Genomic DNA, 22,625 nt, shown 5'->3' on the forward strand with positions numbered 1-22,625 from the left:
TCAAACAAAAAAGGGCGGCCCCGCGGCAGCCCTTCTCATTTCCGACAGCAGGCAATCAGCCGCGATCGTCGTCGTCATGGCCGCGGTCGCGCCAGCGGCGCGGTCCCCGATCGTCATCGCCATAGCGGTCACGATCGCCGCCCCGGCCATGCCATTCCATCGAGCGCCCGCGCATCTCGCGCATCCGCTCGCGGCCTTCCGACATCGCCTGGCGCACGGCCCGGCGTGCCACGGTCTTCTGCTCGTCCGACAGCGTCGACCAGAGCGGGCGCACCGCATCCGCCATCTCCTTGCTGCGGGCCGCGCGCTCGCCCTGGCGGTTCGCCATCATGTCGAGCCGCTCCATGATGTCGGCGTCGCGGAAGGTCTCGCGCTGCTCGCGCATCTTGGCGAAGCGCTCCTGGCGCTGCTCGGCATTGCGCTTGATCAGCGCTTCCAGCTTCTCGAAGGCCGGCACCTGCTCGGGCTTGAGCTTGAGGTCGGTGCGCAGCTGGGCGAGGCGCTCGTTCATCCGTGCGGTCGCCCGCTCGGCGCGGCGCTGGCGCCATTCCTCGCGCCGGTCGGTGCGATCGCCGCGATCCGCACGATCACCGCGCGTCTCGTTCTGCTGCTGCCCCGGCGGATTGCCGCCCGGAGCGGGCGGGATCGGCTGTGGCTGTGCGATCGCCAGGGTCGCAGCGACAGCCGCAGCGCTGGAGGCGACGATGAGGGCGATGCGTTTCATGCGAGGTCTCCGATTGTGGTGTCTACAACAACGGGTCGCTTTGCGGGTCTCGAAGCCGGGTCGCGATGTCGCCACGATGCCTCGGACGGCCTGACCCGGCCATGGCGCACGCATGACAAGATCGTAATGTCGGCACGACGCGCCGACGAGCGGTAAGTTCCATCAGGGTCGCCGCGCTACGCCGAATCGGCGCAGCATGCCGGCAATGATCACCGCGCCGAATCCGCAACGAGCTTCAGCCATGCGCAATCTCATCACCGATGTTCGTGGCGTCCTCGTGGGCAATGCCGAGGATTCCGCTGCCGCGACCGGGGTCACCGTCGCCCTGTTCGAGCGGCCGAGCATCGCTTCCGTCGCCGTGCTCGGCGGTGCGCCCGGCACGCGCGACACCGCGCTGCTCGAGCCGGGCATGACGGTCGAGCATATCGACGGCATCGTTCTCTCCGGCGGCTCGATCTGGGGCCTATCCGCTGCCGATGGCGCCCTGAGCTGGCTGGCGCGGCAAGGACGCGGCTTCCCGATCGCCGGCTATCGCGTGCCGATCGTGCCGCAGGCGATCCTGTTCGACCTCGCCAATGGCGGCGACAAGCCCTTCGCCCGCGGCGAGGGCGAGGCGCCCTATCGCGCTCTCGCCGAGACTGCGAGCGCCGCCGCTGCGGCCGAGTTCACGCTCGGCAGCGTCGGCGCCGGCTTCGGCGCGACCACTGCCAATCTCAAGGGCGGGCTCGGCTCGGCCAGTGCGAGGGCAGCGACCGGCCAGGTCGTCGGCGCGCTGGTCGCGGTCAACGCCGTCGGCACCGCGACGATCGGCGACGGCCCGCATTTCTGGGCCGCGCCTTACGAGCAAGGCGCCGAGTTCGGCGGCCGTGGCTGGCCGGCGACGATCCCACCTGAGGACCTCGGCCTGCGTTTAAAGGGTGGGCCCGGCGCCAACACCACCATCGCCTTGGTCGCGACCGACGCCGTGCTGACCAAGGCACAGGCCAAGCGTATGGCGCTCTGCGCCCATGACGGGCTGGCGCGGGCACTGCGCCCCGTGCACGCCCCGCTCGACGGCGACGTCGTCTTCGCCGCCGCGACCGGCCATAGCGGCGCCCCGTCGGATGCCTATGCCCTGACCGAACTCTGTGCCACCGCCGCCGACGTGCTGGCGCGCGCCGTGGCGCGGGCGGTATATTCAGCTAGCGCCCTGCCCTTTGCGGGCGCCAAGCCGGCCTGGCGCGACAGGTTCGGTGGCTGACCAGCGCTCGGCGTCGTGTTAGACCCCGGCCCATGTCGACCGATGATTTCCTTGCCCGCTTCGGCGCTGCCGGCCAGCGCCAGCCCGATCCCGTCGCCGCCGCCCAGCAGGCGATGCGCAACCCGCTGCCCAAGCGCTTCTACGAGAAAGCGGGCGTGCTGGAGCGTGACGACCTGTTCCATGTCGCGCTCGACGGCCGCACCGCCCGCACCCCGGCCCGCAAGCCGCTCGCCGTAGCATCGCGCACTGTCGCCGAAGCGCTGGCGGCGGAATGGGACGCCCAGACCGGTGAGATCGACCCGGCCCGCATGCCGCTGACCCGGCTGGTCAATTCGGCGCTCGACGGCGTGGCCGACCAGCATGGGGCCGTCCGCGCCGAGATCGTCCGCTATGCCGGCAGCGATGCGCTCTGCTATCGCGCCGGCGAGCCCGAAGCGCTGGTCGAGCGGCAGGATGCGGTCTGGAACCCGCTGATCGTGGCGCTCGAAGACCGTATCGGCGGTCGCTTCGTCATGGCGCAGGGCGTGATCTTCACGCAGCAGCCACAGACGGTGCTCGACGCCGTGGCCAAGCGCGTCGCCGCGATCACCTCCCCGGTCGCGCTCGCCGGCGCCCACAACGTCATGACGCTGACCGGCTCGACCATCCTGATGCTCGCGTTGACTGAGCGGCTGATCGACGCCGAGGCGGCCTGGGCCGCCGCCCATCTCGACGAGGACTACCAGATCGAGATCTGGGGTCAGGACGAGGAAGCGGCCGAGCGCCGCGCCATCCGCCGCAAGGAATACGACGCCGCCGTGCTGCTGCTGACGAAGGGCTAGAGGCGATGATCCCGGGCGCGCCCAAGGCTGACAACCCGGAAGACTATATCGCCCAGCTCGATGGCTGGCGACTCAAGGCGGTCGAGGCCCTGCGCGCTGCCGTGAAGGCGGCAGCTCCGCTCGACGAGCGGATCAAGTGGACGCATCTGGTCTATTTTTCGAACGGGCCCGTGCTGCTGATCCGGGCCGAGGCCGAGCGCGTGCTCTTCGGCTTCTGGCGCGGCAAGCGCCTGCGCCATATCGAGCCGCGGCTGAAGCCGGGCGGCAAGTTCGAGCTCGCGACCATGGTGCTGCGCGCGGGCGATGCGGTCGATACGAAGATCGCGACCGAGCTCGTGCGCGCCGCGGTCGACCTCAACCGCGAGTTCGGCGATCCGAGCAGGCCGAGCGGCTGACGGTCTGCCCGGCCAAAGTCGCTCTGCTCATTTCATGTCGTCCCGGACAAGCCGCGAAGCGGCGCCGATCCGGGACCCATGCCTGAGCCTTTCCGAGAGAGGTTCCGAAATGGGTCCCGGGCCTTACGCCCGGGACGACTCGCGCACGGGAAAAGGTCCCGAACCAACATCCCGCAAATACCTCATGCCTCCACTGCCGGAGCCTCGGTCAGCACGCGGTCGATCAGCCCCCAGTCCTTGCCTTCCTCGGCGGTCATGAAGCGGTCGCGGTCGAGCGTGCGCTCGACCTCCTCCTCGCTGCGTCCGCAATGCTCGGCATAGAGCCGGATCATCCGCCGCTTGGTCTTCTGGATCTCCTCGGCATGGATCAGGATGTCGGACGCCTGCCCCTGCGCCCCGCCGAGCGGCTGGTGGACATGCAGGCTGGCATTGGGCAAGGCCGCGCGCTCGCCCGGCTCGCCCGCCATCAGGAGGAAGGAGCCCATCGAGCGGGCCGTGCCCATGCAGAGCGTATGCACGGGTGAGCGGATGTACTGCATCGTGTCGTAGATCGCGAGGCCGCTGGTGACCACGCCGCCCGGCGAGTTGATGTAGAAATGGACCGGCCGCTTCGGGTTCTCGGCCTCCAGGAACAACAATTGCGCGCAGACCAGTGCGGCGCTGGCGTCGTTGACCTCGCCGTTCAGGAAGACGATCCGCTCGCGCAGCAGCCGCGAGTAGATGTCGAAGGAGCGTTCCCCGCGCGTCGACTGTTCGACGACCATGGGGACGAGCTGCATCGTGCCGTGCATCGACGACCTCCTCAGTTCCGGATTGTTGATGGTGCTTGCGGACCGGGCCCGCGCCGTCAGGCGGCGCGCAGCATCAGCGGCTGGTTGCTGTTCGCAGGTGCCGGCGACGCGCTCAGCCGCGTATCGGTCAGGCTATGGACGATCCGCAGCTCGGTCCCGCCGTTGTTCGGCGCGAGCTGGAAAGTCACGACGCTCTCGAGGAAGGGCGGCTCGTCCTCCCTCAAGCGGTAGCGCAGCTCTTCGCCCGGCACGCTGGACAACGCCTCGACCTGCGCCGGCAGCCAGCGCTCGCGAAAGGCGGGAATGCTGAGCGCCCGCCAGACCTTCTCGGGCGGCGCATCGAGCTGATATGCGAACACCAGCTCCTTGGTGCGCTCCTGCGTCTCGCTCTCGCTCATTGGTCCATGTCCCGCAGCAGATCCTTGAGGGCATCGATGCGCGCCGGCCAGTAGGCCCGGTATTTCGCCAGCCATTGCGCGATCAGGACAAGCCCGTTCGGGTCGACCTCGTAGTTGACGAAGCGCCCCTGTCGTTCCTCGCGCACCAGCCCGGCGGTCCGCAGCACGGCGAGGTGCTGCGACATCGCCGGCTGGCTGATCGCCATGCCCTCGCGCAAGGCACTGGCGTTCATGCCGCCGACAGCGAGCTTCTCGAAGATCGCCCGCCGGGTCGGATCGGCCAGCGCTTTGAAGATGTCCTGCTCCATGTCTAACACATAAGCATATACTTATTTCATTCGCAAGCGGCTGACGAAAGCGCCTGTCAGCTCACCACAATTGGGTAGAGCGAAGCAGCCAGCAGCAGCCCCATCACGACGTTGAACACGCGCTGCCGCGCCGGGTCGGAGAGCAGGCCGCGCAGCATCGTGCCGCCGATGGCCCAGACCGCGATGCAGGGCCCGTTCACCAGCGCATAGGCGATCACGACGATCGCGAGATTGAGGAAGTAGCCCTCCGTCGGCGTGTAGGCCGCAACCGCTCCGACCGCCATGATCCAGGCCTTCGGATTGACCCACTGGAACGCCGCGGCCGCCGGAAAGCTGAGCGGCGGCGCCGCCTCTGCGCCGGGCTCCAGAGGAGCCGAACGAGCGATCTTCCAGGCGAGATAAAGAAGATAGGCGCTGCCCGCATAGCGCAGGATGTCGTGCAGGACAGGGATCGCGCTGAACAGCCCCCCTAGCCCAAGGCCTACCGCAAGGACGAGGCCGGAGAAGCCGAGATTGATCCCCAGCAGCAGCGGCAGGCTAGCACGAAAACCGTGATTGGCGCCGGAGGCGAGCAGCAGCGTGTTGTTCGGCCCGGGCGTGATCGAGGTCACGAAGGCATAGCCGATGAAGGCGAGCAGCAATTGCGGTGTCATGTCCGGTCCAGCGTTAGCAAGCGTCGCGCCGGTGATTGTGGATGTGACACTTCTTGCATAGGGTGAAAAGTGTCCCGTGACGCAATTTGTAAGGTCACATGCTCCTCGCTTCACCCTGGCGACCGCGCCTCGCGGAGGGCCGTGGCTCGGCCAGCGAAAGGCTGGTCGAGGCCCTCGCTCGCGATATCGCCGACGGCTCGCTGCCATCGGGCGCGCGCCTGCCGGCTCACCGCCCCCTCGCCTGGCAGCTCAATATTGGTATCGGCACGGTGACCAAGGCCTATGCGCAGCTCGAACGTCGCGGCCTGGTGCGTAGCGTCCGCGGCCGCGGCATGTTCGTCGCCGGCTTGCCCCGAGCGGCCAGTCGCACGATCGATCTCAGCGTGAACGTGCCCCCGCAGCAGCTGAGCGACCGCCTGCTCGCCGCCAGCCTGTCCGACCTCGCAAGGCGGCTCGATGCCGACAGCTTCGGAGCCTATGCGGCGCCCGCCGGCAGGCTCGACCATCGTGCTCTGCTGGCCCGCTGGCTCGCGCCGACAGGCATTGCCGCTGCCCCCGAGCGGCTGCTGATCTGCCACGGAGCCCAGCATGCCCTGGCGATCGCATTCGCGATCACCTGTGGGCCGGACACCGAATTGCTGACGGAGGCGTCGAGCTATCCCGGGGCGATCGCCCTGGCCCGCCGACGTGGCCTGCGGCTGACCGGCCTCGCCATCGACGAGCAGGGCCTCGCCCCGCAGGCGCTCGACAAGGCCTTGCATGAGGCGAAAACGGCGGGGCGGCGCGCCGTGCTCTACGTCACGCCGACCCTGCACAATCCGACCACGGCGACGATGGGCGAAGCCCGGCGCCAGGACATCGCAAAGCTCTGCCGCGCCCACGATGCCGTGATCATCGAGGACGATATTCACGCCGCCCTGGCCGAGCCGGGCACGATCGCAATCGCCGCGCTCGCGCCGGAGCGGACGCTGCATGTCTCCGGCCTGTCGAAGGTGCTGAGCCCGGGCCTGCGCATCGGCTCGCTGCTCGTCCCCGAGCCCTGGCTGGCGCCCGCCCTCGCCGAACTTGCCGCGACCTGCACCATGGCGTCCCTGCTCTCTTGCCTGATCATGGAGCGCTGGCTCAGCGAGGACACTGCAGCGTCGGTCACGCGCTCGATTCGCGATGAGGCGAGCCGTCGCGTCGCCCTGGCGCACGAGCTTCTGCCGCCCGGGACCGCGTTGAGCTCGGGCAATGGCTTCCATGTCTGGCTGCCGATGGCACCGGAGCGGGCCACGGCGCTGCCGGCGCGCGCCGCCGCTTCGGGCATCCTCCTGCCGGCTCCCGAGATTTTCCTGGCCGATGCGCAGGCGCCGTCATGGGGCGTGCGGCTCAGTCTCGGCGGCCCGAAGCTCGACAGGCTACAGGATGCACTTGCAGGCCTGCGCAGCCTGCTTCTCGATGGCGGCAGCGGCCCGCAGAACCGGGCGATGCCGTGACCGGCACCGCGGCGCACAAAACGCCAGCCGCATGCTGCGAAGGCCGCAATGGACTTCGCCCGCAGCGCCGCTTAAGCGGGAACAGGACCTTTAAAGATTGCGCCCCGGGAGGCTCTTGATGAAGGACATTCTCGAACAGCTCGAAGACCGGCGCGCGGGCGCACGCCTCGGCGGCGGCGAAAAGCGCATCGCGGCGCAGCACAAGCGCGGCAAACTCACTGCCCGCGAGCGCATCGAGCTGCTGCTCGACAAGGACTCCTTCGAGGAGTTCGACATGTTCGTGCAGCACCGCGCCGTCGATTTCGGCATGGACAAGGCCGAGAAGATCCCCGGCGACGGCGTCGTCACCGGCTGGGGCACGGTCAATGGCCGCACCGTCTTCGTCTTCTCCAAGGACTTCACCGTCTTCGGCGGCTCGCTCTCCGAGACCCACGCCCAGAAGATCATCAAGATCCAGGACATGGCGCTGAAGATGCGCGCCCCCATCGTCGGCCTGTTCGACGCCGGCGGCGCCCGCATCCAGGAGGGCGTCGCGGCGCTCGGCGGCTACGGCGAGGTCTTCAAGCGCAACGTCCAGGCTTCGGGCGTCATCCCGCAGATCTCGGTGATCATGGGTCCCTGCGCCGGCGGCGACGTCTATTCGCCGGCGATGACCGACTTCATTTTCATGGTCCGTGACACCAGCTACATGTTCGTCACCGGCCCCGAGGTGGTGAAGACCGTCACCAACGAGACCGTAACCTCCGAAGAGCTGGGGGGCGCCAAGGTCCACACCAGCAAATCCTCGGTCGCCGACGGCTCGTTCGAGAACGATGTCGAGGCGCTCTTGCAGGTGCGCCGCCTGATCGATTTCCTGCCGGCCAACAACACCGTCGGCGTGCCTGAGTGGCCCTCCTTCGACGTGCCCGACCGCGTCGATATGAGCCTCGATACGCTGGTGCCGGACAATCCGAACAAGCCCTATGACATCAAGGAACTGATCCTGAAGGTCGTCGACGAGGGCGATTTCTTCGAGATCCAGGAGGCCTATGCGAAGAACATCGTTACGGGCTTCGCCCGCATCGAGGGCCGCACCGTCGGCATCGTCGCCAACCAGCCGATGGTGCTGGCCGGCGTGCTCGATTCCGACGCCAGCCGCAAGGGCGCCCGCTTCGTGCGCTATTGCGACGCCTTCGAGATCCCGATCGTCACGCTGGTCGACGTTCCCGGCTTCCTGCCCGGCACGGCGCAGGAATATGGCGGTCTGATCAAGCACGGCGCCAAGCTGCTCTTCGCCTACAGCGAATGCACAGTCCCGCTGGTCACGATCATCACGCGAAAAGCCTTCGGCGGCGCCTATGACGTGATGGCGTCGAAGCATATCGGCGCCGACGTCAACTATGCCTGGCCGACTGCGCAGATCGCGGTGATGGGCGCCAAGGGCGCGGTCGAGATCATCTTCCGCGGCGGCGATGCCGAGACCATCGCGCGCCAGACCAAGGAATATGAAGACCGCTTCATGAGCCCCTTCGTCGCGGCCGAGCGCGGCTATATCGACGAGGTGATCATGCCGCATTCGACCCGCCGCCGGATCGCGCGGGCCCTCGCCATGCTGCGCACCAAGAGCGTCGAGCGCCCCTGGCGCAAGCACGACAACATCCCGCTCTGAGCGGAACCTGACGCCGGGGCCGCCTCACATCAGCCCCGGCAAACCGAAGCTGATCACCGCTCAGGTGGCTGCAAACGGGTTGAGGAGCGGGACGTTCAGCCCCTCGAAATCGCGGGTGTTGCGCGTGACCACCGTCAACCCGTGGACGGAGGCGGTTGCTGCGATCATCGCGTCCTCGATGATCTCACCCGACTTTCGGTGCATCAGCCTTGCCCAGGCGCGAAAGACGTCGGCATTCATGTCGAGGACGTTGTAGGTCCGCGCGACCTGATCCAGCCAAGCCTCGATCTCCGCCGCCTTGGCAACGTCTTGCTCACGAGTCATCTCGATACCGGCCTCTATCTCTCCGATGGTGACCGCGGACAGATGCAGGTCGGCATCGGCCACGCCATCCAGCCAAGCCAGCACGGCGCCATGCGGCCGCAGGCGGCGCAGTTCGGAGACGACATTGGTATCGAGGAGATACATGCTTCACACCAGCTCCCCGGGCTCGCGCCGGCGGAGCCGGCCACGCCTGGGAAAATCCAGATCGACCCGAGCCTCGTCCGCGAGCAATAAGTCCTTCAATGTCGGCTTCGCACTTCGCTGAAGCCGCTCCCACTCCTTCAGCGGGACCAGAACCGCGGCGTCAGCACCTCGCTTGCTGACAATCTGGGGGCCTTCCTTGAGACAGGTCTCGAGCAACTCGCTGAAGCGCGCCTTCGCATCCTGCACCGGCCAGCTCTTCATTCCGCCCTCCACGCTCAAATCAACCTAGTCAGATAACTAGTCTTTTCCAGCCGCTGCGCAAGCGCCTCACATCAGTCCCGGCAGCTCCGCGGCCAGCGCGTCGATGGCGACGCGCACCTTCGGCGGCAGGTGCGGCGTCTGCAGCCAGAGCGCGTGGACGTCATAGGGTAGTCGCCCCTCGCCCGGCAGCAATTCGACGAGCGCGCCGGCTTTCAGGCGCTCGCGCACCAGCCAGGACGGCAGCCAGGCGAGCCCCATGCCGAGCAAGGCCGCATCGGCGATCGCCTCGAGATCGTCGAACCGCAAACGATGCCGCGGCATCATCTCCACCGCCGGCCCATCCTCGCGAGGGAACAGCCAGGGACGCACGCCACCGGAACGGCGATAGATCAGCGCGTCATGATCGGCGAGATCGGCCAGCCGCGTCGGCGTTCCATGGGCGTCGAGATAGGACGGCGCGGCGCAGACGATCATATGCTGGCGGGCGAGCCGGCGCGTCACGAGGTTCGCCGCATCGTGCAGCTCGCCGGTGCGGATGGCGAGATCATGCGCGCCTTCGGCGAGCTCGACGAAGCCGTCACCGAAGGCAAGGTCGAGTTCCAGCTGCGGGTGCCGGCGGGCAAGGTCGAGCAGGATCGGCATGACGCAGCACCGGCCGAACAGCACCGGCAGCGCCACCCGAAGCTTGCCGCGTGGCTCGCCGAATTGGTCGGCGGCGAGCGCATCGGCCGCCTCGGACTCGGCGAGGACCGTCCGGCAGCGTTCGTAATAGGCAAGGCCGAACTCGGTCAGGCTCTGCCGCCGCGTCGTGCGGTTGAGCAGGCGCACGCCGAGCCGCTCTTCCAGGAAACGGACATGCTTGCCGACCATCGGCGCGGACAGGCCGAGCGCCGCTGCTGCCGCTGCGAAGGAGCCGAGATCGACCGCCCTGACGAATACGGCCATGCTGGTGAGGCGGTCCATCATCCGAAATCAATGGTTCCGATTGTCGATCGTGGAGCGGAATTTATCGCAGTACGGCGCGCTGCCATAGCTCATTCATTCACTCTGTTTTGGAGTCATGAGCATGGCCCGCACGATCCGCTTTCACCGCCATGGCGGCCCCGAGGTTTTGACCATCGAGGACATCGACGTCCCACCGCCCGGCCATGGCGAAGTCCAGATTCGGACCAAGGCGCTCGGCCTCAACCGGGCCGAGGTCCTGTTTCGTTCGGGAAGCTATATCGAGCAGGCGCGGTTTCCATCCGGCATCGGCCTCGAAGCCGCGGGCCTGATCGAGAGCATCGGCGCCGGCGTCGAAGGCCTCACGCCGGGCGATGCCGTCAGCCTGGTGCCACCGCGCTCGATGATGAGCTCGCCGGTGCATGGCGAGATCATCACCGTCCCGGCCGAATTGGTGGTGAAGCACCCGCCGACGCTCGGCTGGGAGGCGGCTGCGGCGAGCTGGATGCAGTACCTGACCGCCTATGGCGCGCTGGTCGACATCGCACGGCTCGCGCGGGGCGAGCATGTGGTGATCACCGCCGCGTCGAGCAGCGTCGGCCTCGCCGCGATCCAGATCGCCAACCGGATCGGCGCGATCGCGATTGCGGTGACGCGGACTTCGCGCAAGGCGCAGGCGCTGCGCGAGGCCGGCGCCGCCCATGTCGTCGCACTGGCCGAAGATGGCTTGGAAGCCCGATTGAAGGAGATCGCAGGCGAAGACGGCGTCAGGGTGGTGTTCGACGCGGTCGGCGGCCCAGCCTTCATCCCACTGACCGCCGCGATGGGGCGCGGCGGCATCCTGTTCGAATATGGCGGCCTCAGCCCGCAGGCGACGCCCTTCCCGCTCTTCAACGTCCTGAGCAAGAGCCTGACGCTGCGCGGCTATCTCGTCCACGAAATCGCAGGCGACCCGGCTCGGCTCGCCGCCGCCAAGACCTTCATCCTGGACGGCCTGAACGACGGCTCGCTGAAGCCGACCATCGCCCGGACGTTTCCGTTCGAGGAGATCGTCGAGGCGCATCGCTACCTCGAATCGAACGAGCAGTTCGGCAAGGTCGTGGTGACGCTTTGAGGGCCTGAATCGCCAACCGGCCAGGCTTCGCCATCAAAACGGATGTCATCCCGGACAAGCCGCGCAGCGGCGCTGATCCGGGACCCATTCCTGAGCCTTTCCGATAGAGGTTCCGGAATGGGTCCCGGGTCTGCCTTCGGTCGCCCGGGACGACTCGCGCTTTTTTTTGCGAACTTCCGAACCCTCTCAGGCCCAGCGCCTGAACACCACGCTGGCATTGACGCCGCCGAAGCCGAAGCCGTTCGAGATGGCGTGCTCCATCGCCATCGGTCTCGCCGCCTTCGCCACGAGGTCGAGCCCGGCGGCATCCTCGTCCGGGTTCTCGAGATTGAGCGTCGGCGGCGCGATCTGGTCACGCAGAGCGAGGACGGTGAAGACCGCCTCCAGCCCGCCGGCTGCGCCGAGCAGATGACCGGTCGCCGATTTCGTCGCGCTGATCGCGATGCCGCCTTCGCTGCCGAACACCGCCTTGATCGCGGCGAGCTCGCCGCGATCGCCGACCGGCGTCGAAGTCGAATGGGCGTTGAGATGGGCGACATCGCCGGGCTTGAGACCCGCCTGCTTCAGCGCCGTCTCCATCGCCCGGCGTGCGCCCGACCCATCCTCGGGGCCGGAGGTGATGTGATAGGCGTCGGCGCTGGTGCCGTAGCCGGTGAGTTCCGCGATGATCGTCGCGCCACGCGCCTGCGCATGCTCCAGCGCCTCGATCACCAGGATCCCGGCGCCCTCGCCCATGACGAAGCCGTCGCGGTCACGGTCGAAGGGGCGCGAGGCCTTCTCCGGCTCGTCGTTGAACCCGGTCGAAAGCGCCCGCGCCGCGGCGAAGCCACCCAGCGAGACGAGATCGACGCAGGCTTCGCTGCCGCCGCAGAGTGCGATGTCGACCTCGCCGGCCCGGATCATCCTGGCAGCATCGCCGATCGCCTGGACGCCGGCGGCGCAGGCGGTGACGGGCGCGCCGATCGGCCCCTTGAAGCCATGGTCGATCGAGACATGTCCGGCCGCGAGATTGACCAGGAAGGACGGCACGGTGAAGGGCGAGAGCCGGCGCACGCCGCGATGGTCGGTCGTGCGGACCGCCTCGGCGATCGCTGGAAAGCCGCCGATGCCCGAGGCGATCACGGTCGCGGTGCGTTCGCGCTCGGCTTCGTCCTGCGGCTGCCAACCGGCCTGCGCCAGCGCCTCCTTGGCCGCGACCAGCGCGAACTGGATGAAGCGGTCCATCTTGCGCTGGTCCTTCGGCGCGATCGCGACATCCGGATCGAAGCCACCCTCATTATCCTCGGCCTTGCCCGGCACGATGCCAGCGATCTTGGCCGGCAGGGTCTCGGCGACCGCGTCCGGCAGGCGGCGCAGGCCCGAGCGGCCGGCGAGCAGGCGCTGCCAGGCGAGCTCGGTGCCGCAGCCCAGAGGCGAGACGACGCCCAGTCCGGTGACGACGATGCGGCGCATGGCGGCTCCTATTACGATCTGGCTCGGGTAGCGGCCTGGCGCGCCGCGAGGCGCTCGCGCAGGTCGTTGCTGGCGCGCGGCCCGGCGATGACGGTGGCGCTGTCCGCAGTGACCGGCTGCAAGGTCGCCGCGTCGACGACGATCGGGGTGATCGGCCGGCCGGTCCCGCGCTCGGCCAGCAGCAGCGAGGCCCCTTCGGGGGCAAGATGCCGATTGGCGAAACCGATCAACGCCACCACGACCGGGAAGACGTCCCGGCCCTTCTCGGTCAGGACATATTCGTAGCGCTTCGGCCGCTCGCTATAGAGCCGCCGCTCGAACAGCCCGCTCTCGGTGAGATGCTTCAGCCGGCGCGTCAGCATGTTCGGCGCGATGCCGAGGCTGCGCTCGAACTCGTCGAAGCGGGTGAGCCCCTGCAGCGCATCGCGCAGGATCAGGATGCTCCACCACTCGCCGACGGTCTCGACGGCAAGTGCGCAGGGGCATTCGGTGAGGGGAGCGAGCTTGGGTTGCATGGCCCAGGCTCGCTACCGCAGTCACTATTGTTTTGCAAGCGACAACGCCGAACGACGCACGGCGCCCTGCCCATCAATCCAGCGTGCTCCTGAAGCGCAGCAATGCGATGCCGGCATAGATCGGCACGAAGATGGAGAGGTAGAACACCTCCAGCCCGATATCGCCGAGATCGGCTCCCTTCAGCATGATCGCCCGGACCACCCGCAGAAAATGCGTCAGCGGGAAGATCTCGCCGAGCCACTGCGCCCAGAGCGGCATGCCGGCATAGGGGAACATGAAACCGGAGAGCAGCAGCGAGGGCAGGAAGAAGAAGAAGGTCAATTGCATCGCCTGGAGCTGCGTGCGCGCCATGGTCGAGATCGTGTAGCCGAGCAGCACCAGCGCCAGCACGAAGATGGTGACGCAGGTCAGCAGCAATCCGAGGCTGCCGAGGAAGGGCACGCCGAAGAGCAGCTTCGCCGCCGAGAGCACCACCGCGACCTGGACGCTGCCGACGGCGAGATAGGGCAGCACCTTGCCGAGCATGATCTCGCCCGGCGTCGCCGGCATCGCCAGCAGGTTCTCCATGGTTCCGCGCTCGATCTCGCGGGTCAGCGCCATCGCCGTCATCATCACCATGGTCATCTGCAGGATGACACCGAGCAGGCCGGGCACGATGTTGTACTGGGTGATGCCCTCGGGATTGTAGCGCCGGTGGATGACGAAGGAGAGCGCGCTCTCGCTCTGCTCGCGCTTGAGCTCCTCGGTACCGAGCGCCCGCGTCAATGCCCGGCTGGCGATGGTCTGGAGCGCACCGACGGCATTGCTCGAGGCCGCCGGATCGGTCGCATCGGCCTCGACCAGGATGCGCGGCTCGTCCCCGCGTTCGACCCGCATGCCGAAATCGCTGGGAATGGTGACGAGGAAGGAGATCGCGCCGCGCGCCATCAGGCTCTGCGCCTCCGCCGCGCTCTCCGGTCGCTTGGCGAAGCGGTAATAGCCGGAGACCTCCAATGCCGCGACGACCGAACGGGTGTAGCGATCCTGGCCCAGCGCCAGAACCGCCGCCGGCAAGCCCTTGGGATCGTTGTTGATCGCATAGCCGAAGAGCAGGAGCTGGACGATCGGCACCACCAGCATCATCGCGAAGGTGATGCGGTCGCGCCGCATCTGGACGAACTCCTTGGCCAGCACCGCGCCGAGCCGGCCGGGCGAGAACAGGGATGCCAGCGCCATCGTGCTCATGCCGCCCTCCCCTCGGCTTGCGCCTTCGCCATGAACTGGATGAAGACATCCTCCAGGCTGGTCGCGTCGGGCTCGACACGGATGCCGGGACGGTCCTTGAGAGGCGCCAGCACGGCTTCGAGCCTAGTCTTGTCGGTGCCGACAACGTGCAATGTCGTCCCGAAGGGCGCGATCTGCTCGACGCCATCGGTCTTCGCCAGCGCGGCGATCTCGGCCGGCTTCAGTGCGCCATGGACGACATAGGTCGAAAGGCCCGAGCCTTTCACCACCTCGTCGACGGTGCCGGTCGCCAGCATGCGGCCATAGGCGATGTAGCCGATGCGGTGGCAGCGCTCGGCCTCGTCCATGTAATGGGTCGAGACCAGCACGGTCAGCCCGTCGCCAGCGAGGCGGTGGATCTCATCCCAGAACTCGCGCCGCGCCTTGGGGTCGACGCCGGCGGTCGGCTCGTCGAGCAAAAGCAGCTTCGGCTGGTGCATGATGCAGGCAGCGAGTGCGAGGCGCTGCTTCCAGCCACCCGACAGCGTGCCGGCGAGCTGGTCCTTGCGCGAGGTCAGGCCGAGACTGTCGAGCGTGCGCGCCACGGCATCCTCGACCGGCTTGAGCGCATAGAGCCGGGCGACGAAAGTCAGGTTCTCCTCGATCGTCAGGTCCTCGTAGAACGAGAACTTCTGCGTCATGTAGCCGACCTGGAGCTTGATCTCGGCGCTCTGGGTGCGGACATCCAGCCCGAGCACCGTCCCCTCCCCGGCATCGGGCGTGAGCAGGCCGCAGATCAAACGGATCGTCGTGGTCTTGCCGGAGCCGTTGGGCCCGAGGAAGCCGACGATCTCCCCTTCCCTGACCGCGAGGTCGACATTGTCGACGACCGTGCGCTTGCCGAAGCGCTTGGTCAGGCCGCGCACGTCGATGACGTTGCGCTCGCTCACCGCCGCCCCCGCAGCATGACGTCGACGATCTGCCCAGGCTGGAGCCGCGTCGCAGGGGCGCCCTCGGGCCGCGCCTCGACGAGATAGACCAGCTTCTGCCGCGTTTCGGCCGAATAGATCACCGGCGGGGTGAATTCCGGCTCCTGCGAGACATAGGACACGGTGGCCGCCATCCCCTGCGGACAGCCCGAGCAGCGCACGTCGAGCCGGGTGCCGACGGTGGTGCCGAACAGCAGCGCCTCGGGCACGTAGAGCATCAGCTTGACCGCACCGTCGGGCAGGATCGTCAACGCCGGCGCCGACGGGCCGGCGAGCTCGCCGGGATGGCGCACCAGATCGGTGACGATCCCGGCCGCCGGCGCCATCAGCTTGCGCTGGCCGAGCCGCCACTTGGCCTGGTCGAGCGCGGCCTGCGCCTGCGCCACCTGGTTCTGCGCCGCCTTGATCTCCTCTTCGCGCGCCGCCAGCCGGGCGACGGCGAGATTGGCGGCGCTCTGGCGCACATTCGCCGCGGCGACGTCGCGCGCGGTCTGGGCCTGATCGAGATCGGCCTGGGTCGAGACGCCGCGCCGGAAGAGATCCTGCCGCCGCTCCAGCGCCCGCTCGGCCTCGCGCTCCTGCGCCTTGGCGGAGACGGCTGTCGCCTCGATCACCGCGATCTCCTCCGGCCGCTTGCCGCTGAGCAGATTGGCGAGCTGCGCCTGCGCCTGCACCAGCCGCGCCTCGCTCTCGGCGACAGCATTGCGGGCATCGTCGGCCTGCAGTTCGGCAAGCAGCGCACCGGGCGCGACGCGCTCGCCGCGGCGGACCGAGACGTTCTCGATCCGCGCCGTGTCGATCGGGCCGAGGCGGACATATTCGCCCTCGACATAGCCGACGACGCGACTGGTCGGCGGCGCGCAGATTCCGAGCGAAGCGGCGATGGCGAAGGAGCAGATGAAATCGAGGATCATGACGCCTCTCCCCTGCAGGCGAGGATGCTGGCGCGAACCGAGCGCCTGACGGTTTCGGCTATGGCGCGCGCCTCCTCCGGGCCGATCACGTCCCAGCCCAGGCGCCGGGTGACCGCCGGCCGCGCGATGCGGAAATAGAAGACCTGGCCGATCGCGGCGAAGACGGCGAGCTTGGTTGCCGGCGCCTCCGGCTCCATACCCGTCGCTGCAGCCCAGACCTTGCAGACCCGGCGATGCACCGGTTCGAACAGCCCGCTATAGATCGTCTCAAAGGCCGGGCTCGGCGTCAGCATCTCGCGCACGACGAAGCGAGCGACGACCTCGCTCTCCGGAACCGTCGTCAGGAAGGCGACGACCCGGTCGATCAGCGCAAGCAGCTGCTCGGTGGCGACGTCGCGATCCGCCGCATCGATCGTGATCGAGACCGTGGGAGCCCCACCTGCCAGCACGGCCTGCATCCGGGCGATGATCGCCTCGGCGCAGGCCTGCCTGAGCCCATCCTTACCGCCGAAATGATAGGCGATGCCGGCGCTGTTGACCTTCGCCGCCTGGGCGATCTCACGCGTCGAGGTCGCATCGAAGCCATTGCGGCCGAACAGGTCGAGCCCGGCGCGGATCAGCGCCTGCCGCGTGCCCTCGGCGTCCTTGAGAATGGATGTACGTGCCATGGCGAGGCCGATAGCACGGCTTCCGAATTTAATCAATCGATTGATTGAATCGAGGAGAGCGTTGTTGGATCCGGGCGTCTTTGTATCGATCGGCAAAGAGATCACCAGCCTGCGCGGTGCGCCAGCGCGACGCAGCCGGTCCATCACCTGGCCCGAGAGGCCGCTGGGGCACCGTCATCGGGACATCTTTCTGCAGCGGAGCGGCATCGCAGCGGGACGGGGAAAAATTCGCCACCCTGCGGCGATCCATCGAAGCGGTGGCGCAGATATTGCCGGGCCAAACGAACCATTGTCGTCACCGCAGCGCAGGCCCAGCCGTCAGCTTCTTTTCACCTGCGCTACCCGCGAGCTTGGCATCGCCTACCAGCGATGGCGCGAGCGCCCGGTGGGGATGAGCCGCGCCGTCTCGATCGGGCGCCATAGCCGTCGGTCCAGAGCGGGATACACCGCATCCCGCCACGCTTCTGCCTGCTCGAGCCTGGACTGATAGGCTGTTTCGGCCGCTGCGTCCGCAAAGGCCGCGATCCAGACGAACACGGGTTCGCCTTCGCGCACGGGAAGCCGGGGAAACGAATTCCTCTCTGCTGCGGTGACGAAGGTCGCGTCGATCCTGGCGCCTGCCTGCTCGAGGAGCGGTCTCGCCTCTGTCTCGAAAAAGATCGCGAATTCCTGCTCGCGGCCGGGGGCGAGTGAGCAGATCGAGATGGTGATCAGACCTTTTCCGGCCGTGCCCGATGCGTCTTCTCGGTCGGCGCCGGATCTTGGGAGCAGTGCCGGATCGAGCCTGCCGGGAGCAAGCAGCAGCACATTGTCCGAGTTGACCATCGTCGCATTCGCCGCAGGGCCGAAACGGTTCCAGACGTCGCCGGTGTAGAAGGTTGCGAGAGCTTGTGCGCGCGCATCGATGTTCTCGAACGAGCGGAGCCAGACGAAGGCGTCTGGATCGCCGATGTCGCGGTAAATCGCCGGGACGTCCATTCCGACAGCTTCCTGGGTGTGGACGAACTCGCGCTCGAAGAGGGTGAGCAGCTCGTCGAAAGCGCCCGGCTTCAGCCGATAGCGCCGCAGCTCGAAAAGGATCGACACCGGATTCCTCCAAACAGGTCAACTGTCCTGTTTTACAGGACAGTTGACCTGTTTTGTCAATCGCCTATTTTTCGGGGAGCTCGATATCGGACGAACGGGAGAAGGGCATGGGACGCCGAGCGCAGCGCAACGATCCCGATGGCCTGCGCAACGCGATCATCGACCAGGCGTTCGAGGCGTTCACCGTCCATGGCTTCGGCTCGACCTCGATCGGCGACCTGAAGGCCGCAATGGGTGTTTCCGGCGGGGCTTTCTCGCATCATTTTCCGACGAAGAAAGCATTGGGCCTCGCCGTCATTCGCGAGCGTGTCGCAGCGTCGATCGAAGCCACCTGGATCGATCCGCTCCGCCGCGCACCCAGCGCCATTGCCGGCCTCGATGCGGTGTTCTTGTCGGTGCTCGACGAGCTGGACGCCAACGGCAAGGTGTCCGGCTGCCCGCTCGGGAACCTGGCCGTCGAACTCTCGCGGCAGGACGACGATCTCAGGCTGGAAATGGATGCGATCTATGCGCGATGGCGTGCGGTCATAGCCGAGCGCCTTCCCCATCGCGCTTCCGAAGACCCGGCCGGGCCAGGCGACGCCGCCGGCCTCGCAGCGCTCGTCGTGGCGACATTCACAGGCGGAATCGCGATGGCGAAGGCCTCGCAGACCTCCGAGCCACTGCGGCGAAGCTGGCAGAGGCTTCGCTCCTTGCTAGCCGCAAGCTGAGCGCCACGCCTGAGGCGGTCCCAGTCCAGTTAGCCGATGCCATGTCGCGCACGCCAGCGCCACGGTCCGAAACGCGCGTCCGCGGTCGGCCGATATTCACTTTTCTTTTCATAGTCACTTGATTCTATGAAAATCATAGGTAGTGTTCTGGAGCGCGGACGGCCGCGCTCGAACCCCGGAGGACGTCTTGTCCACACATGCCGATTTGAACGTTGCGGAGATCGCGGAGCGATACGCGGCTGCCTGGAAGTCCCATGATGTCGATGCCATCCTCGCCCTGCATGCTGAGGAGTCCACCTTCCAGGCCCATGGCCGTGTCGGCCAAATTCGAGGTCGCGATGCACTGCGCGCGGAGTTCTCGCAGGTTTTCGAGCGTTACCCCGAGTTCGGCGTGGAGACGCACCGGCTCTTGCTCGGTGACCGTCACTGGACGCTCGACTGGACTCTGACGTTCAAGCCGGACGGGAAGGATCGCCGAGGCTTCCGAGCCCTTGATGTCGTCGAGGTCGACCACAACGGGCTCGTCAGGAGCAAGGACACCTTTTTCAATTTCGCTGAGGTCAAGGCGGCGTTCGAAGCGGCATGATGGACACGGCCACGAACCAAGAAGCATCTGCCGCCGACCGCGTGGCGCCGTTGTTCGATCGGGCGCTGGTCGACGCGCTGCCGGTCGAGCATCTGTTCGATCTCAGCATCGATCTGGAAATCGGCCAGGTGATCCCGACGCCGGTCGGCACGCGCTTGACCTTCGTGGTCAAGGGCGGCCGCCTTGAAGGGCCTCGGCTGCGTGGCCAGATGCTGCCGGGCGGCGGCGACTGGGTCTCCCTCGGCGCAGACGGCATCAGCCGCATGGATGTCCGCGCAACCCTGCGCACCGATGATGGCGTTCTCATCCACTACGAGTCGCACGGCCTCCTCAAATTCCCGGCGGATGGCCGTCAGCGCCTGGCCAGGGGCGAGCGGATATCCTTCGACGAGAGCTATGTGCGCCCGACGCCCAGGTTCGAGACATCGGACGAGCGCTATGCCTGGCTTTGCGGCATCGTCACCGTCGGCTACGGCGAATACGGTCAGGGCCGCATCGATCATCGGATGTACCGCATCCTGTGAGGCGCAGCTGCGCAGCGCATGGACAGCGCTGCGCAGTGTCCAGTGCCGAGCTGCGCCCTCGCATGGACGATGGCTGCGAGCGAGCCCGCGATTGTTGGCTGATGTATTGCCAAGCCGACCTTGATCCCTATGGTTTTCATATTGGGAGCGACCGATGGATAGCTGCACGATGGAAGCCGGAGCATCGGGGGCCGATCAGACGCTCTGTCCGGTCGCACGCGCCCAGGCGCTCGTCGGGGATCGTTTCACCGTGGTGATCCTGCGGGAGCTGTTCATGGGGAATGGCCGCTTCGAGCAGCTGCAGTGCCAGGCCGACGTTACCCCGCAGATGCTGGCGACCCGGCTGAAGAAGCTGGAGGCGCTGGGCTTGCTGGAGCGGCGCGCCTACAGCACGCGGCCGCTCCGGCACGAATACGTCCTGACCCCCATGGGCCTGGCGTTTCATCCTGTCCTGCTGGCGCTGCGGGCCTGGGGCGAGACCTGGCTCAAATCCGGCGAGGAGAAGGTCGCGGTCCGCTATGTGCACAATCCGTGCGGTGCCGACCCTGGCCTTGGACCGACCTGCCAGAACTGCGGCGAGGTGATGCGCCGCGACGATCTCACCTCGACCCTCGACGAGGCCTATGCGGCTGAGCGGGACAAGCGATGGGCGGACTTCAAGCCGCGGTGATGCGACTTGTTCACCGGCCGCCTGGCACCGGATTGAAAGAAGCCCGGCGGTCCCCCGCCGGGCTTTTCGACCGGTTTGGCTATTGGAAGGTCCTTACAAGAGCGAACCTGCGTCTCAGCCCGCTGGGATCGCCGCCGGATCCATCCACACGGCCTCCCAGACATGGCCGTCGGGGTCGGCCAGGCTGCGATTGAACAGGAAGCCGAGATCCTGCTGTGGATTGACGTCGGCGGTGCCGCCATGGCTGGCCGCCGCCTCGTTCATCCGGTCGACCGCCTCGCGGCTCTCGCAGGAGACCGCCAGCATCACCTCGCTCATGCCCGCCGGCGGAATCGGGCGGCTGGTGAAGCCCTGCCATTTGGCATGGGTAAGCAGCATCACATGGATCGCCTCGCTCCAGACCATGCAGGCGGAGCCTTCGTCGCTGAACTGGGGGTTGTTGACGAAGCCCAGCGCCTCGTAGAAGGCCCTGGCACGCGCCAGTTCCGCCACCGGCAGGTTCACGAAAATCATCTTGACCATTTGCCATCTCCCGCGAGCGTCGCGCTGCGCGCCACGCTCTGTCCGACAAGCGCCGCGATGACCGTCATCCCGGCTGCTTGATGGCGAGTGCTAGGGGCGATGCGGCGCCGGCGAATTGATGTTTGGTAAGAAAACGCCTCAGCCGCGCTCCATCCGGCCGTAGGCGATGGCGCGCCGCAGGCGGCTGAGGCTTTCCGGAGTGATGCCGAGCCAGGCAGCGATGTGGTGCTGTTTCAGCCGCCGGTGCAGTTCCGGCTCGCGGCGGATGAAGTCGCGATAGCGCTTCATGGCATCATCGTGTCGGAACGAGATCTCGCCCGGCTCCTTCTCGATGATCCAGTGCCGTTCCATGTAGCGGATGTAGAAGGCGGCGATATCGGGGAACGTCGCGGCGAGCGCCCTGAAGGCCGCGAAGTCGTATTCGAGGACCGTGCTGTCCTCGATCGCGGTGATGGTGAACAGGCTCGGCTCGCCCAGCAGCGTGGCGCTGACCGAGGCGGCGATGCGGTTCTCCGGAAAGAAGTATTTGACGATCAGGTCGCCATCCGGGCCGACATAGTGCTGGTAGAACAGGCCCTCGACGACGAAGGCGTAGCTGGTCGGGACATCTCCCGCCCTGATGAAGATGTCGTCCTTTCGATAGTGCCTGGGTCGCAGAAGGGCAGTCCAGGCGCGCTCGGCCGCCTCCGACAGCGCGGCATAGGTCCGGATTTTCGCAAAGAAGGCATCCGTCGTCATTCGGCGGTCCCGCAGGCGTGCGGCATCGTTCAGGGCGAATGCCGACGGCTCAAAGTTGCCGCAGGCCGATATGCTCGATCAAGGGCACGATCTCGTCGCGGGCGGCGACGCGGTGCCCCCTCGCGCTGCGATGTGCCTCCGCCGCATCGCCTGAACGCACTGCCGCGATGATCGTGCGATGCGCCTGCGCCGAGCCGGTGGGCCTGGCACGCAGCTTCAGCGTCAGCATGCGGGCGCGATGGGCCTGGTCGGTCACCGTCTGGGCGATGCGGCGCAGGCGGCCATTGCCGCAATGTTCGACCAGCAGGCGATGGAACAGCTCGTCGGCTTCGGCCCAGCCCGGCAGGTCGCCCTGAGCCAGCGTTGCGTCCATCGCGGCCGTCGCCGCCTCCAGTTCGTCGGCAGCGGTTGCGCGGGTCGCCTCCGGCAACCCCGCCAGCAGCTCGGCCGCCATCGACTCGACCGCAATCACGACCTCGCAGATCTCGCGAATGTCCTGTGGCGCCAGCGGGCAGATCAGCACCCCGCGCTTGGAGAGGACGCGGACCAGACCATCCTCCTGCAAGCGGATGATCGCTTCGTGCACCGGCGTGCGGCTCATGCCGAGGCGAACCGCGATCTCCTGCTCAGAGCCCTGATAGCCCGGCGGGAAATCGGTGTCGCGAATCGCCTGCTTCAGCGCCGCATAGGCCTCGTCGACCAGCGAACCGCGCCTGGCTCCAACTTCGACGATATCGGGACGCGCAAGCTCGGCCATGGTTCCTCCACGGCCGATTGAGCACATTTGATTATTTCCATGCAAGCAA

At 67.2% G+C, this 22,625-nt stretch carries 28 protein-coding genes; 10 read left to right on the forward strand and 18 right to left on the reverse strand.

From position 1 onward, the window contains the following. Positions 1 to 55: 55 nt before the first annotated feature. The gene (locus tag V7S63_RS17105) at positions 56 to 724 is read right to left on the reverse strand and encodes a Spy/CpxP family protein refolding chaperone (protein ID WP_336531071.1); all 669 of its coding nucleotides are present in this window, start codon (positions 722 to 724) and stop codon (positions 56 to 58) included. Between the two features lie 241 nt (positions 725 to 965). On the opposite strand from V7S63_RS17105, the gene V7S63_RS17110 reads away from it, so the two are divergent. From V7S63_RS17110 to V7S63_RS17120, 3 genes are read left to right on the forward strand one after another with little or no spacing between them, the layout of a single operon-like run. Continuing rightward, positions 966 to 1,964 (forward strand): P1 family peptidase, encoded by a 999-nt coding sequence (locus V7S63_RS17110; protein WP_336531072.1) that lies wholly within the window; start codon positions 966 to 968, stop codon positions 1,962 to 1,964. A gap of 32 nt (positions 1,965 to 1,996) precedes the next feature. After that, complete coding sequence (locus tag V7S63_RS17115; protein WP_336531073.1) at positions 1,997 to 2,785, forward strand: ATP12 family chaperone protein; 789 nt, start codon at positions 1,997 to 1,999, stop codon at positions 2,783 to 2,785. A 5-nt stretch (positions 2,786 to 2,790) separates the two neighbouring features. Continuing rightward, positions 2,791 to 3,180, forward strand: coding sequence for a DUF1801 domain-containing protein (locus tag V7S63_RS17120; protein ID WP_336531074.1), 390 nt, complete (start codon positions 2,791 to 2,793; stop codon positions 3,178 to 3,180). A gap of 182 nt (positions 3,181 to 3,362) precedes the next feature. On the opposite strand, the gene V7S63_RS17125 is transcribed toward V7S63_RS17120, so the two are convergent. The 4 genes from V7S63_RS17125 to V7S63_RS17140 are packed head-to-tail and all read right to left on the reverse strand — an operon-like array spanning position 3,363 to position 5,330. After that, positions 3,363 to 3,971 (reverse strand): ATP-dependent Clp protease proteolytic subunit, encoded by a 609-nt coding sequence (locus V7S63_RS17125; protein WP_092161998.1) that lies wholly within the window; start codon positions 3,969 to 3,971, stop codon positions 3,363 to 3,365. Positions 3,972 to 4,027: 56 nt separating this feature from the next. After that, the gene (locus tag V7S63_RS17130) at positions 4,028 to 4,369 is read right to left on the reverse strand and encodes an SRPBCC family protein (RefSeq protein WP_336531075.1); all 342 of its coding nucleotides are present in this window, start codon (positions 4,367 to 4,369) and stop codon (positions 4,028 to 4,030) included. Continuing rightward, complete coding sequence (locus tag V7S63_RS17135) at positions 4,366 to 4,677, reverse strand: ArsR/SmtB family transcription factor (RefSeq protein WP_336531076.1); 312 nt, start codon at positions 4,675 to 4,677, stop codon at positions 4,366 to 4,368. The genes V7S63_RS17130 and V7S63_RS17135 overlap by 4 nt, the downstream gene beginning before the upstream one ends. Positions 4,678 to 4,733: 56 nt before the next feature. Further along, positions 4,734 to 5,330, reverse strand: coding sequence for a LysE family translocator (locus V7S63_RS17140; protein ID WP_336531077.1), 597 nt, complete (start codon positions 5,328 to 5,330; stop codon positions 4,734 to 4,736). Positions 5,331 to 5,428: 98 nt separating this feature from the next. On the opposite strand from V7S63_RS17140, the gene V7S63_RS17145 reads away from it, so the two are divergent. Further along, a complete protein-coding gene (locus tag V7S63_RS17145) occupies positions 5,429 to 6,808 on the forward strand; it encodes an aminotransferase-like domain-containing protein (protein WP_336531078.1) in 1,380 nt (459 codons plus the stop codon). Between the two features lie 118 nt (positions 6,809 to 6,926). Next, positions 6,927 to 8,456: an acyl-CoA carboxylase subunit beta gene (locus V7S63_RS17150; protein ID WP_336531079.1), complete on the forward strand. Its 1,530-nt coding sequence runs from the start codon at positions 6,927 to 6,929 to the stop codon at positions 8,454 to 8,456. Positions 8,457 to 8,516: 60 nt separating this feature from the next. Here V7S63_RS17150 and V7S63_RS17155 read toward each other — a convergent pair whose 3' ends face one another. From V7S63_RS17155 to V7S63_RS17165, 3 genes are all read right to left on the reverse strand, one after another. Further along, on the reverse strand, positions 8,517 to 8,924 hold the full coding sequence (locus tag V7S63_RS17155; protein ID WP_336531080.1) for a type II toxin-antitoxin system VapC family toxin: 408 nt from the start codon (positions 8,922 to 8,924) through the stop codon (positions 8,517 to 8,519). Between the two features lie 3 nt (positions 8,925 to 8,927). After that, complete coding sequence (locus V7S63_RS17160; protein ID WP_336531081.1) at positions 8,928 to 9,185, reverse strand: type II toxin-antitoxin system Phd/YefM family antitoxin; 258 nt, start codon at positions 9,183 to 9,185, stop codon at positions 8,928 to 8,930. A gap of 66 nt (positions 9,186 to 9,251) precedes the next feature. Beyond that, the gene (locus V7S63_RS17165; RefSeq protein ID WP_336531082.1) at positions 9,252 to 10,148 is read right to left on the reverse strand and encodes a LysR substrate-binding domain-containing protein; all 897 of its coding nucleotides are present in this window, start codon (positions 10,146 to 10,148) and stop codon (positions 9,252 to 9,254) included. Between the two features lie 103 nt (positions 10,149 to 10,251). Here V7S63_RS17165 and V7S63_RS17170 point away from each other — a divergent pair, with 103 nt between their 5' ends. Then, positions 10,252 to 11,241, forward strand: a complete 990-nt coding sequence (locus V7S63_RS17170; RefSeq protein WP_336531083.1) for a zinc-dependent alcohol dehydrogenase family protein — start codon at positions 10,252 to 10,254, stop codon at positions 11,239 to 11,241. Between the two features lie 186 nt (positions 11,242 to 11,427). Here V7S63_RS17170 and fabF read toward each other — a convergent pair whose 3' ends face one another. The 7 genes from fabF to V7S63_RS17205 form a co-directional block, all read right to left on the reverse strand. Continuing rightward, complete coding sequence (fabF, locus tag V7S63_RS17175) at positions 11,428 to 12,693, reverse strand: beta-ketoacyl-ACP synthase II (RefSeq protein ID WP_336531084.1); 1,266 nt, start codon at positions 12,691 to 12,693, stop codon at positions 11,428 to 11,430. Between the two features lie 11 nt (positions 12,694 to 12,704). After that, positions 12,705 to 13,208, reverse strand: a complete 504-nt coding sequence (locus tag V7S63_RS17180; protein WP_336531085.1) for a winged helix-turn-helix transcriptional regulator — start codon at positions 13,206 to 13,208, stop codon at positions 12,705 to 12,707. Positions 13,209 to 13,281: 73 nt separating this feature from the next. Further along, positions 13,282 to 14,424: an ABC transporter permease gene (locus V7S63_RS17185; protein ID WP_336531176.1), complete on the reverse strand. Its 1,143-nt coding sequence runs from the start codon at positions 14,422 to 14,424 to the stop codon at positions 13,282 to 13,284. Between the two features lie 5 nt (positions 14,425 to 14,429). Then, positions 14,430 to 15,362, reverse strand: a complete 933-nt coding sequence (locus V7S63_RS17190) for an ABC transporter ATP-binding protein (RefSeq protein WP_336531086.1) — start codon at positions 15,360 to 15,362, stop codon at positions 14,430 to 14,432. Next, positions 15,359 to 16,315 carry an HlyD family secretion protein gene (locus V7S63_RS17195; RefSeq protein ID WP_336531087.1) on the reverse strand — a complete coding sequence of 319 codons (957 nt, stop codon included), beginning with the start codon at positions 16,313 to 16,315 and terminating at the stop codon, positions 15,359 to 15,361. Before V7S63_RS17195 ends, V7S63_RS17190 begins: the two co-directional genes overlap by 4 nt. After that, positions 16,312 to 16,983 carry a CerR family C-terminal domain-containing protein gene (locus V7S63_RS17200; RefSeq protein WP_336531088.1) on the reverse strand — a complete coding sequence of 224 codons (672 nt, stop codon included), beginning with the start codon at positions 16,981 to 16,983 and terminating at the stop codon, positions 16,312 to 16,314. The genes V7S63_RS17195 and V7S63_RS17200 overlap by 4 nt, the downstream gene beginning before the upstream one ends. 360 nt (positions 16,984 to 17,343) lie before the next feature. Beyond that, positions 17,344 to 18,069, reverse strand: coding sequence for an NIPSNAP family protein (locus V7S63_RS17205; protein WP_336531089.1), 726 nt, complete (start codon positions 18,067 to 18,069; stop codon positions 17,344 to 17,346). Between the two features lie 107 nt (positions 18,070 to 18,176). Between V7S63_RS17205 and V7S63_RS17210 the strand changes: the two genes are divergently transcribed. From V7S63_RS17210 to V7S63_RS17225, 4 genes are all read left to right on the forward strand, one after another. Beyond that, a complete protein-coding gene (locus V7S63_RS17210; protein ID WP_336531090.1) occupies positions 18,177 to 18,779 on the forward strand; it encodes a TetR/AcrR family transcriptional regulator in 603 nt (200 codons plus the stop codon). A 187-nt stretch (positions 18,780 to 18,966) separates the two neighbouring features. Beyond that, positions 18,967 to 19,365, forward strand: a complete 399-nt coding sequence (locus V7S63_RS17215; protein ID WP_336531091.1) for a nuclear transport factor 2 family protein — start codon at positions 18,967 to 18,969, stop codon at positions 19,363 to 19,365. Further along, positions 19,365 to 19,889 (forward strand): DUF3237 domain-containing protein, encoded by a 525-nt coding sequence (locus V7S63_RS17220; RefSeq protein WP_336531092.1) that lies wholly within the window; start codon positions 19,365 to 19,367, stop codon positions 19,887 to 19,889. The genes V7S63_RS17215 and V7S63_RS17220 overlap by 1 nt, the downstream gene beginning before the upstream one ends. A 154-nt stretch (positions 19,890 to 20,043) precedes the next feature. After that, a complete protein-coding gene (locus V7S63_RS17225; RefSeq protein ID WP_336531093.1) occupies positions 20,044 to 20,559 on the forward strand; it encodes a winged helix-turn-helix transcriptional regulator in 516 nt (171 codons plus the stop codon). 114 nt (positions 20,560 to 20,673) lie between these two features. Here V7S63_RS17225 and V7S63_RS17230 read toward each other — a convergent pair whose 3' ends face one another. The 3 genes from V7S63_RS17230 to V7S63_RS17240 all read right to left on the reverse strand — a co-directional run bounded on the left by V7S63_RS17230 (position 20,674) and on the right by V7S63_RS17240 (position 22,576). Next, positions 20,674 to 21,081: a VOC family protein gene (locus tag V7S63_RS17230; protein ID WP_336531094.1), complete on the reverse strand. Its 408-nt coding sequence runs from the start codon at positions 21,079 to 21,081 to the stop codon at positions 20,674 to 20,676. A gap of 138 nt (positions 21,082 to 21,219) precedes the next feature. Beyond that, entirely contained in the window at positions 21,220 to 21,819 is a 600-nt protein-coding gene (locus V7S63_RS17235; protein WP_100965084.1) for a Crp/Fnr family transcriptional regulator, read from the reverse strand. A 49-nt stretch (positions 21,820 to 21,868) separates the two neighbouring features. Beyond that, on the reverse strand, positions 21,869 to 22,576 hold the full coding sequence (locus V7S63_RS17240; RefSeq protein WP_336531095.1) for a GntR family transcriptional regulator: 708 nt from the start codon (positions 22,574 to 22,576) through the stop codon (positions 21,869 to 21,871). Positions 22,577 to 22,625: the final 49 nt, after the last annotated feature.

The organism is Allobosea sp. CCNWLY174 (assembly GCF_037120455.1).
Classification (GTDB): Bacteria; Pseudomonadota; Alphaproteobacteria; order Rhizobiales; family Beijerinckiaceae; genus Allobosea; species Allobosea lupini.

Coding starts and splice junctions, on each gene's coding strand:
- V7S63_RS17125 (WP_092161998.1), bottom strand. CDS start 3,971: ATGCACGGCACGATGCAGCTCGTCCCCATGGTCGTCGAACAGTCGACG.
- V7S63_RS17170 (WP_336531083.1), top strand. CDS start 10,252: ATGGCCCGCACGATCCGCTTTCACCGCCATGGCGGCCCCGAGGTTTTG.
- V7S63_RS17120 (WP_336531074.1), top strand. CDS start 2,791: ATGATCCCGGGCGCGCCCAAGGCTGACAACCCGGAAGACTATATCGCC.
- V7S63_RS17195 (WP_336531087.1), bottom strand. CDS start 16,315: ATGATCCTCGATTTCATCTGCTCCTTCGCCATCGCCGCTTCGCTCGGA.
- V7S63_RS17105 (WP_336531071.1), bottom strand. CDS start 724: ATGAAACGCATCGCCCTCATCGTCGCCTCCAGCGCTGCGGCTGTCGCT.
- V7S63_RS17115 (WP_336531073.1), top strand. CDS start 1,997: ATGTCGACCGATGATTTCCTTGCCCGCTTCGGCGCTGCCGGCCAGCGC.
- V7S63_RS17150 (WP_336531079.1), top strand. CDS start 6,927: ATGAAGGACATTCTCGAACAGCTCGAAGACCGGCGCGCGGGCGCACGC.
- V7S63_RS17180 (WP_336531085.1), bottom strand. CDS start 13,208: ATGCAACCCAAGCTCGCTCCCCTCACCGAATGCCCCTGCGCACTTGCC.
- V7S63_RS17165 (WP_336531082.1), bottom strand. CDS start 10,148: ATGGACCGCCTCACCAGCATGGCCGTATTCGTCAGGGCGGTCGATCTC.
- V7S63_RS17235 (WP_100965084.1), bottom strand. CDS start 21,819: ATGACGACGGATGCCTTCTTTGCGAAAATCCGGACCTATGCCGCGCTG.
- V7S63_RS17130 (WP_336531075.1), bottom strand. CDS start 4,369: ATGAGCGAGAGCGAGACGCAGGAGCGCACCAAGGAGCTGGTGTTCGCA.
- V7S63_RS17140 (WP_336531077.1), bottom strand. CDS start 5,330: ATGACACCGCAATTGCTGCTCGCCTTCATCGGCTATGCCTTCGTGACC.
- V7S63_RS17110 (WP_336531072.1), top strand. CDS start 966: ATGCGCAATCTCATCACCGATGTTCGTGGCGTCCTCGTGGGCAATGCC.
- V7S63_RS17145 (WP_336531078.1), top strand. CDS start 5,429: ATGCTCCTCGCTTCACCCTGGCGACCGCGCCTCGCGGAGGGCCGTGGC.
- V7S63_RS17135 (WP_336531076.1), bottom strand. CDS start 4,677: ATGGAGCAGGACATCTTCAAAGCGCTGGCCGATCCGACCCGGCGGGCG.
- V7S63_RS17155 (WP_336531080.1), bottom strand. CDS start 8,924: ATGTATCTCCTCGATACCAATGTCGTCTCCGAACTGCGCCGCCTGCGG.
- V7S63_RS17220 (WP_336531092.1), top strand. CDS start 19,365: ATGGACACGGCCACGAACCAAGAAGCATCTGCCGCCGACCGCGTGGCG.
- V7S63_RS17185 (WP_336531176.1), bottom strand. CDS start 14,424: ATGGCGCTGGCATCCCTGTTCTCGCCCGGCCGGCTCGGCGCGGTGCTG.
- fabF (WP_336531084.1), bottom strand. CDS start 12,693: ATGCGCCGCATCGTCGTCACCGGACTGGGCGTCGTCTCGCCTCTGGGC.
- V7S63_RS17230 (WP_336531094.1), bottom strand. CDS start 21,081: ATGGTCAAGATGATTTTCGTGAACCTGCCGGTGGCGGAACTGGCGCGT.
- V7S63_RS17200 (WP_336531088.1), bottom strand. CDS start 16,983: ATGGCACGTACATCCATTCTCAAGGACGCCGAGGGCACGCGGCAGGCG.
- V7S63_RS17210 (WP_336531090.1), top strand. CDS start 18,177: ATGGGACGCCGAGCGCAGCGCAACGATCCCGATGGCCTGCGCAACGCG.
- V7S63_RS17240 (WP_336531095.1), bottom strand. CDS start 22,576: ATGGCCGAGCTTGCGCGTCCCGATATCGTCGAAGTTGGAGCCAGGCGC.
- V7S63_RS17225 (WP_336531093.1), top strand. CDS start 20,044: ATGGATAGCTGCACGATGGAAGCCGGAGCATCGGGGGCCGATCAGACG.
- V7S63_RS17160 (WP_336531081.1), bottom strand. CDS start 9,185: ATGAAGAGCTGGCCGGTGCAGGATGCGAAGGCGCGCTTCAGCGAGTTG.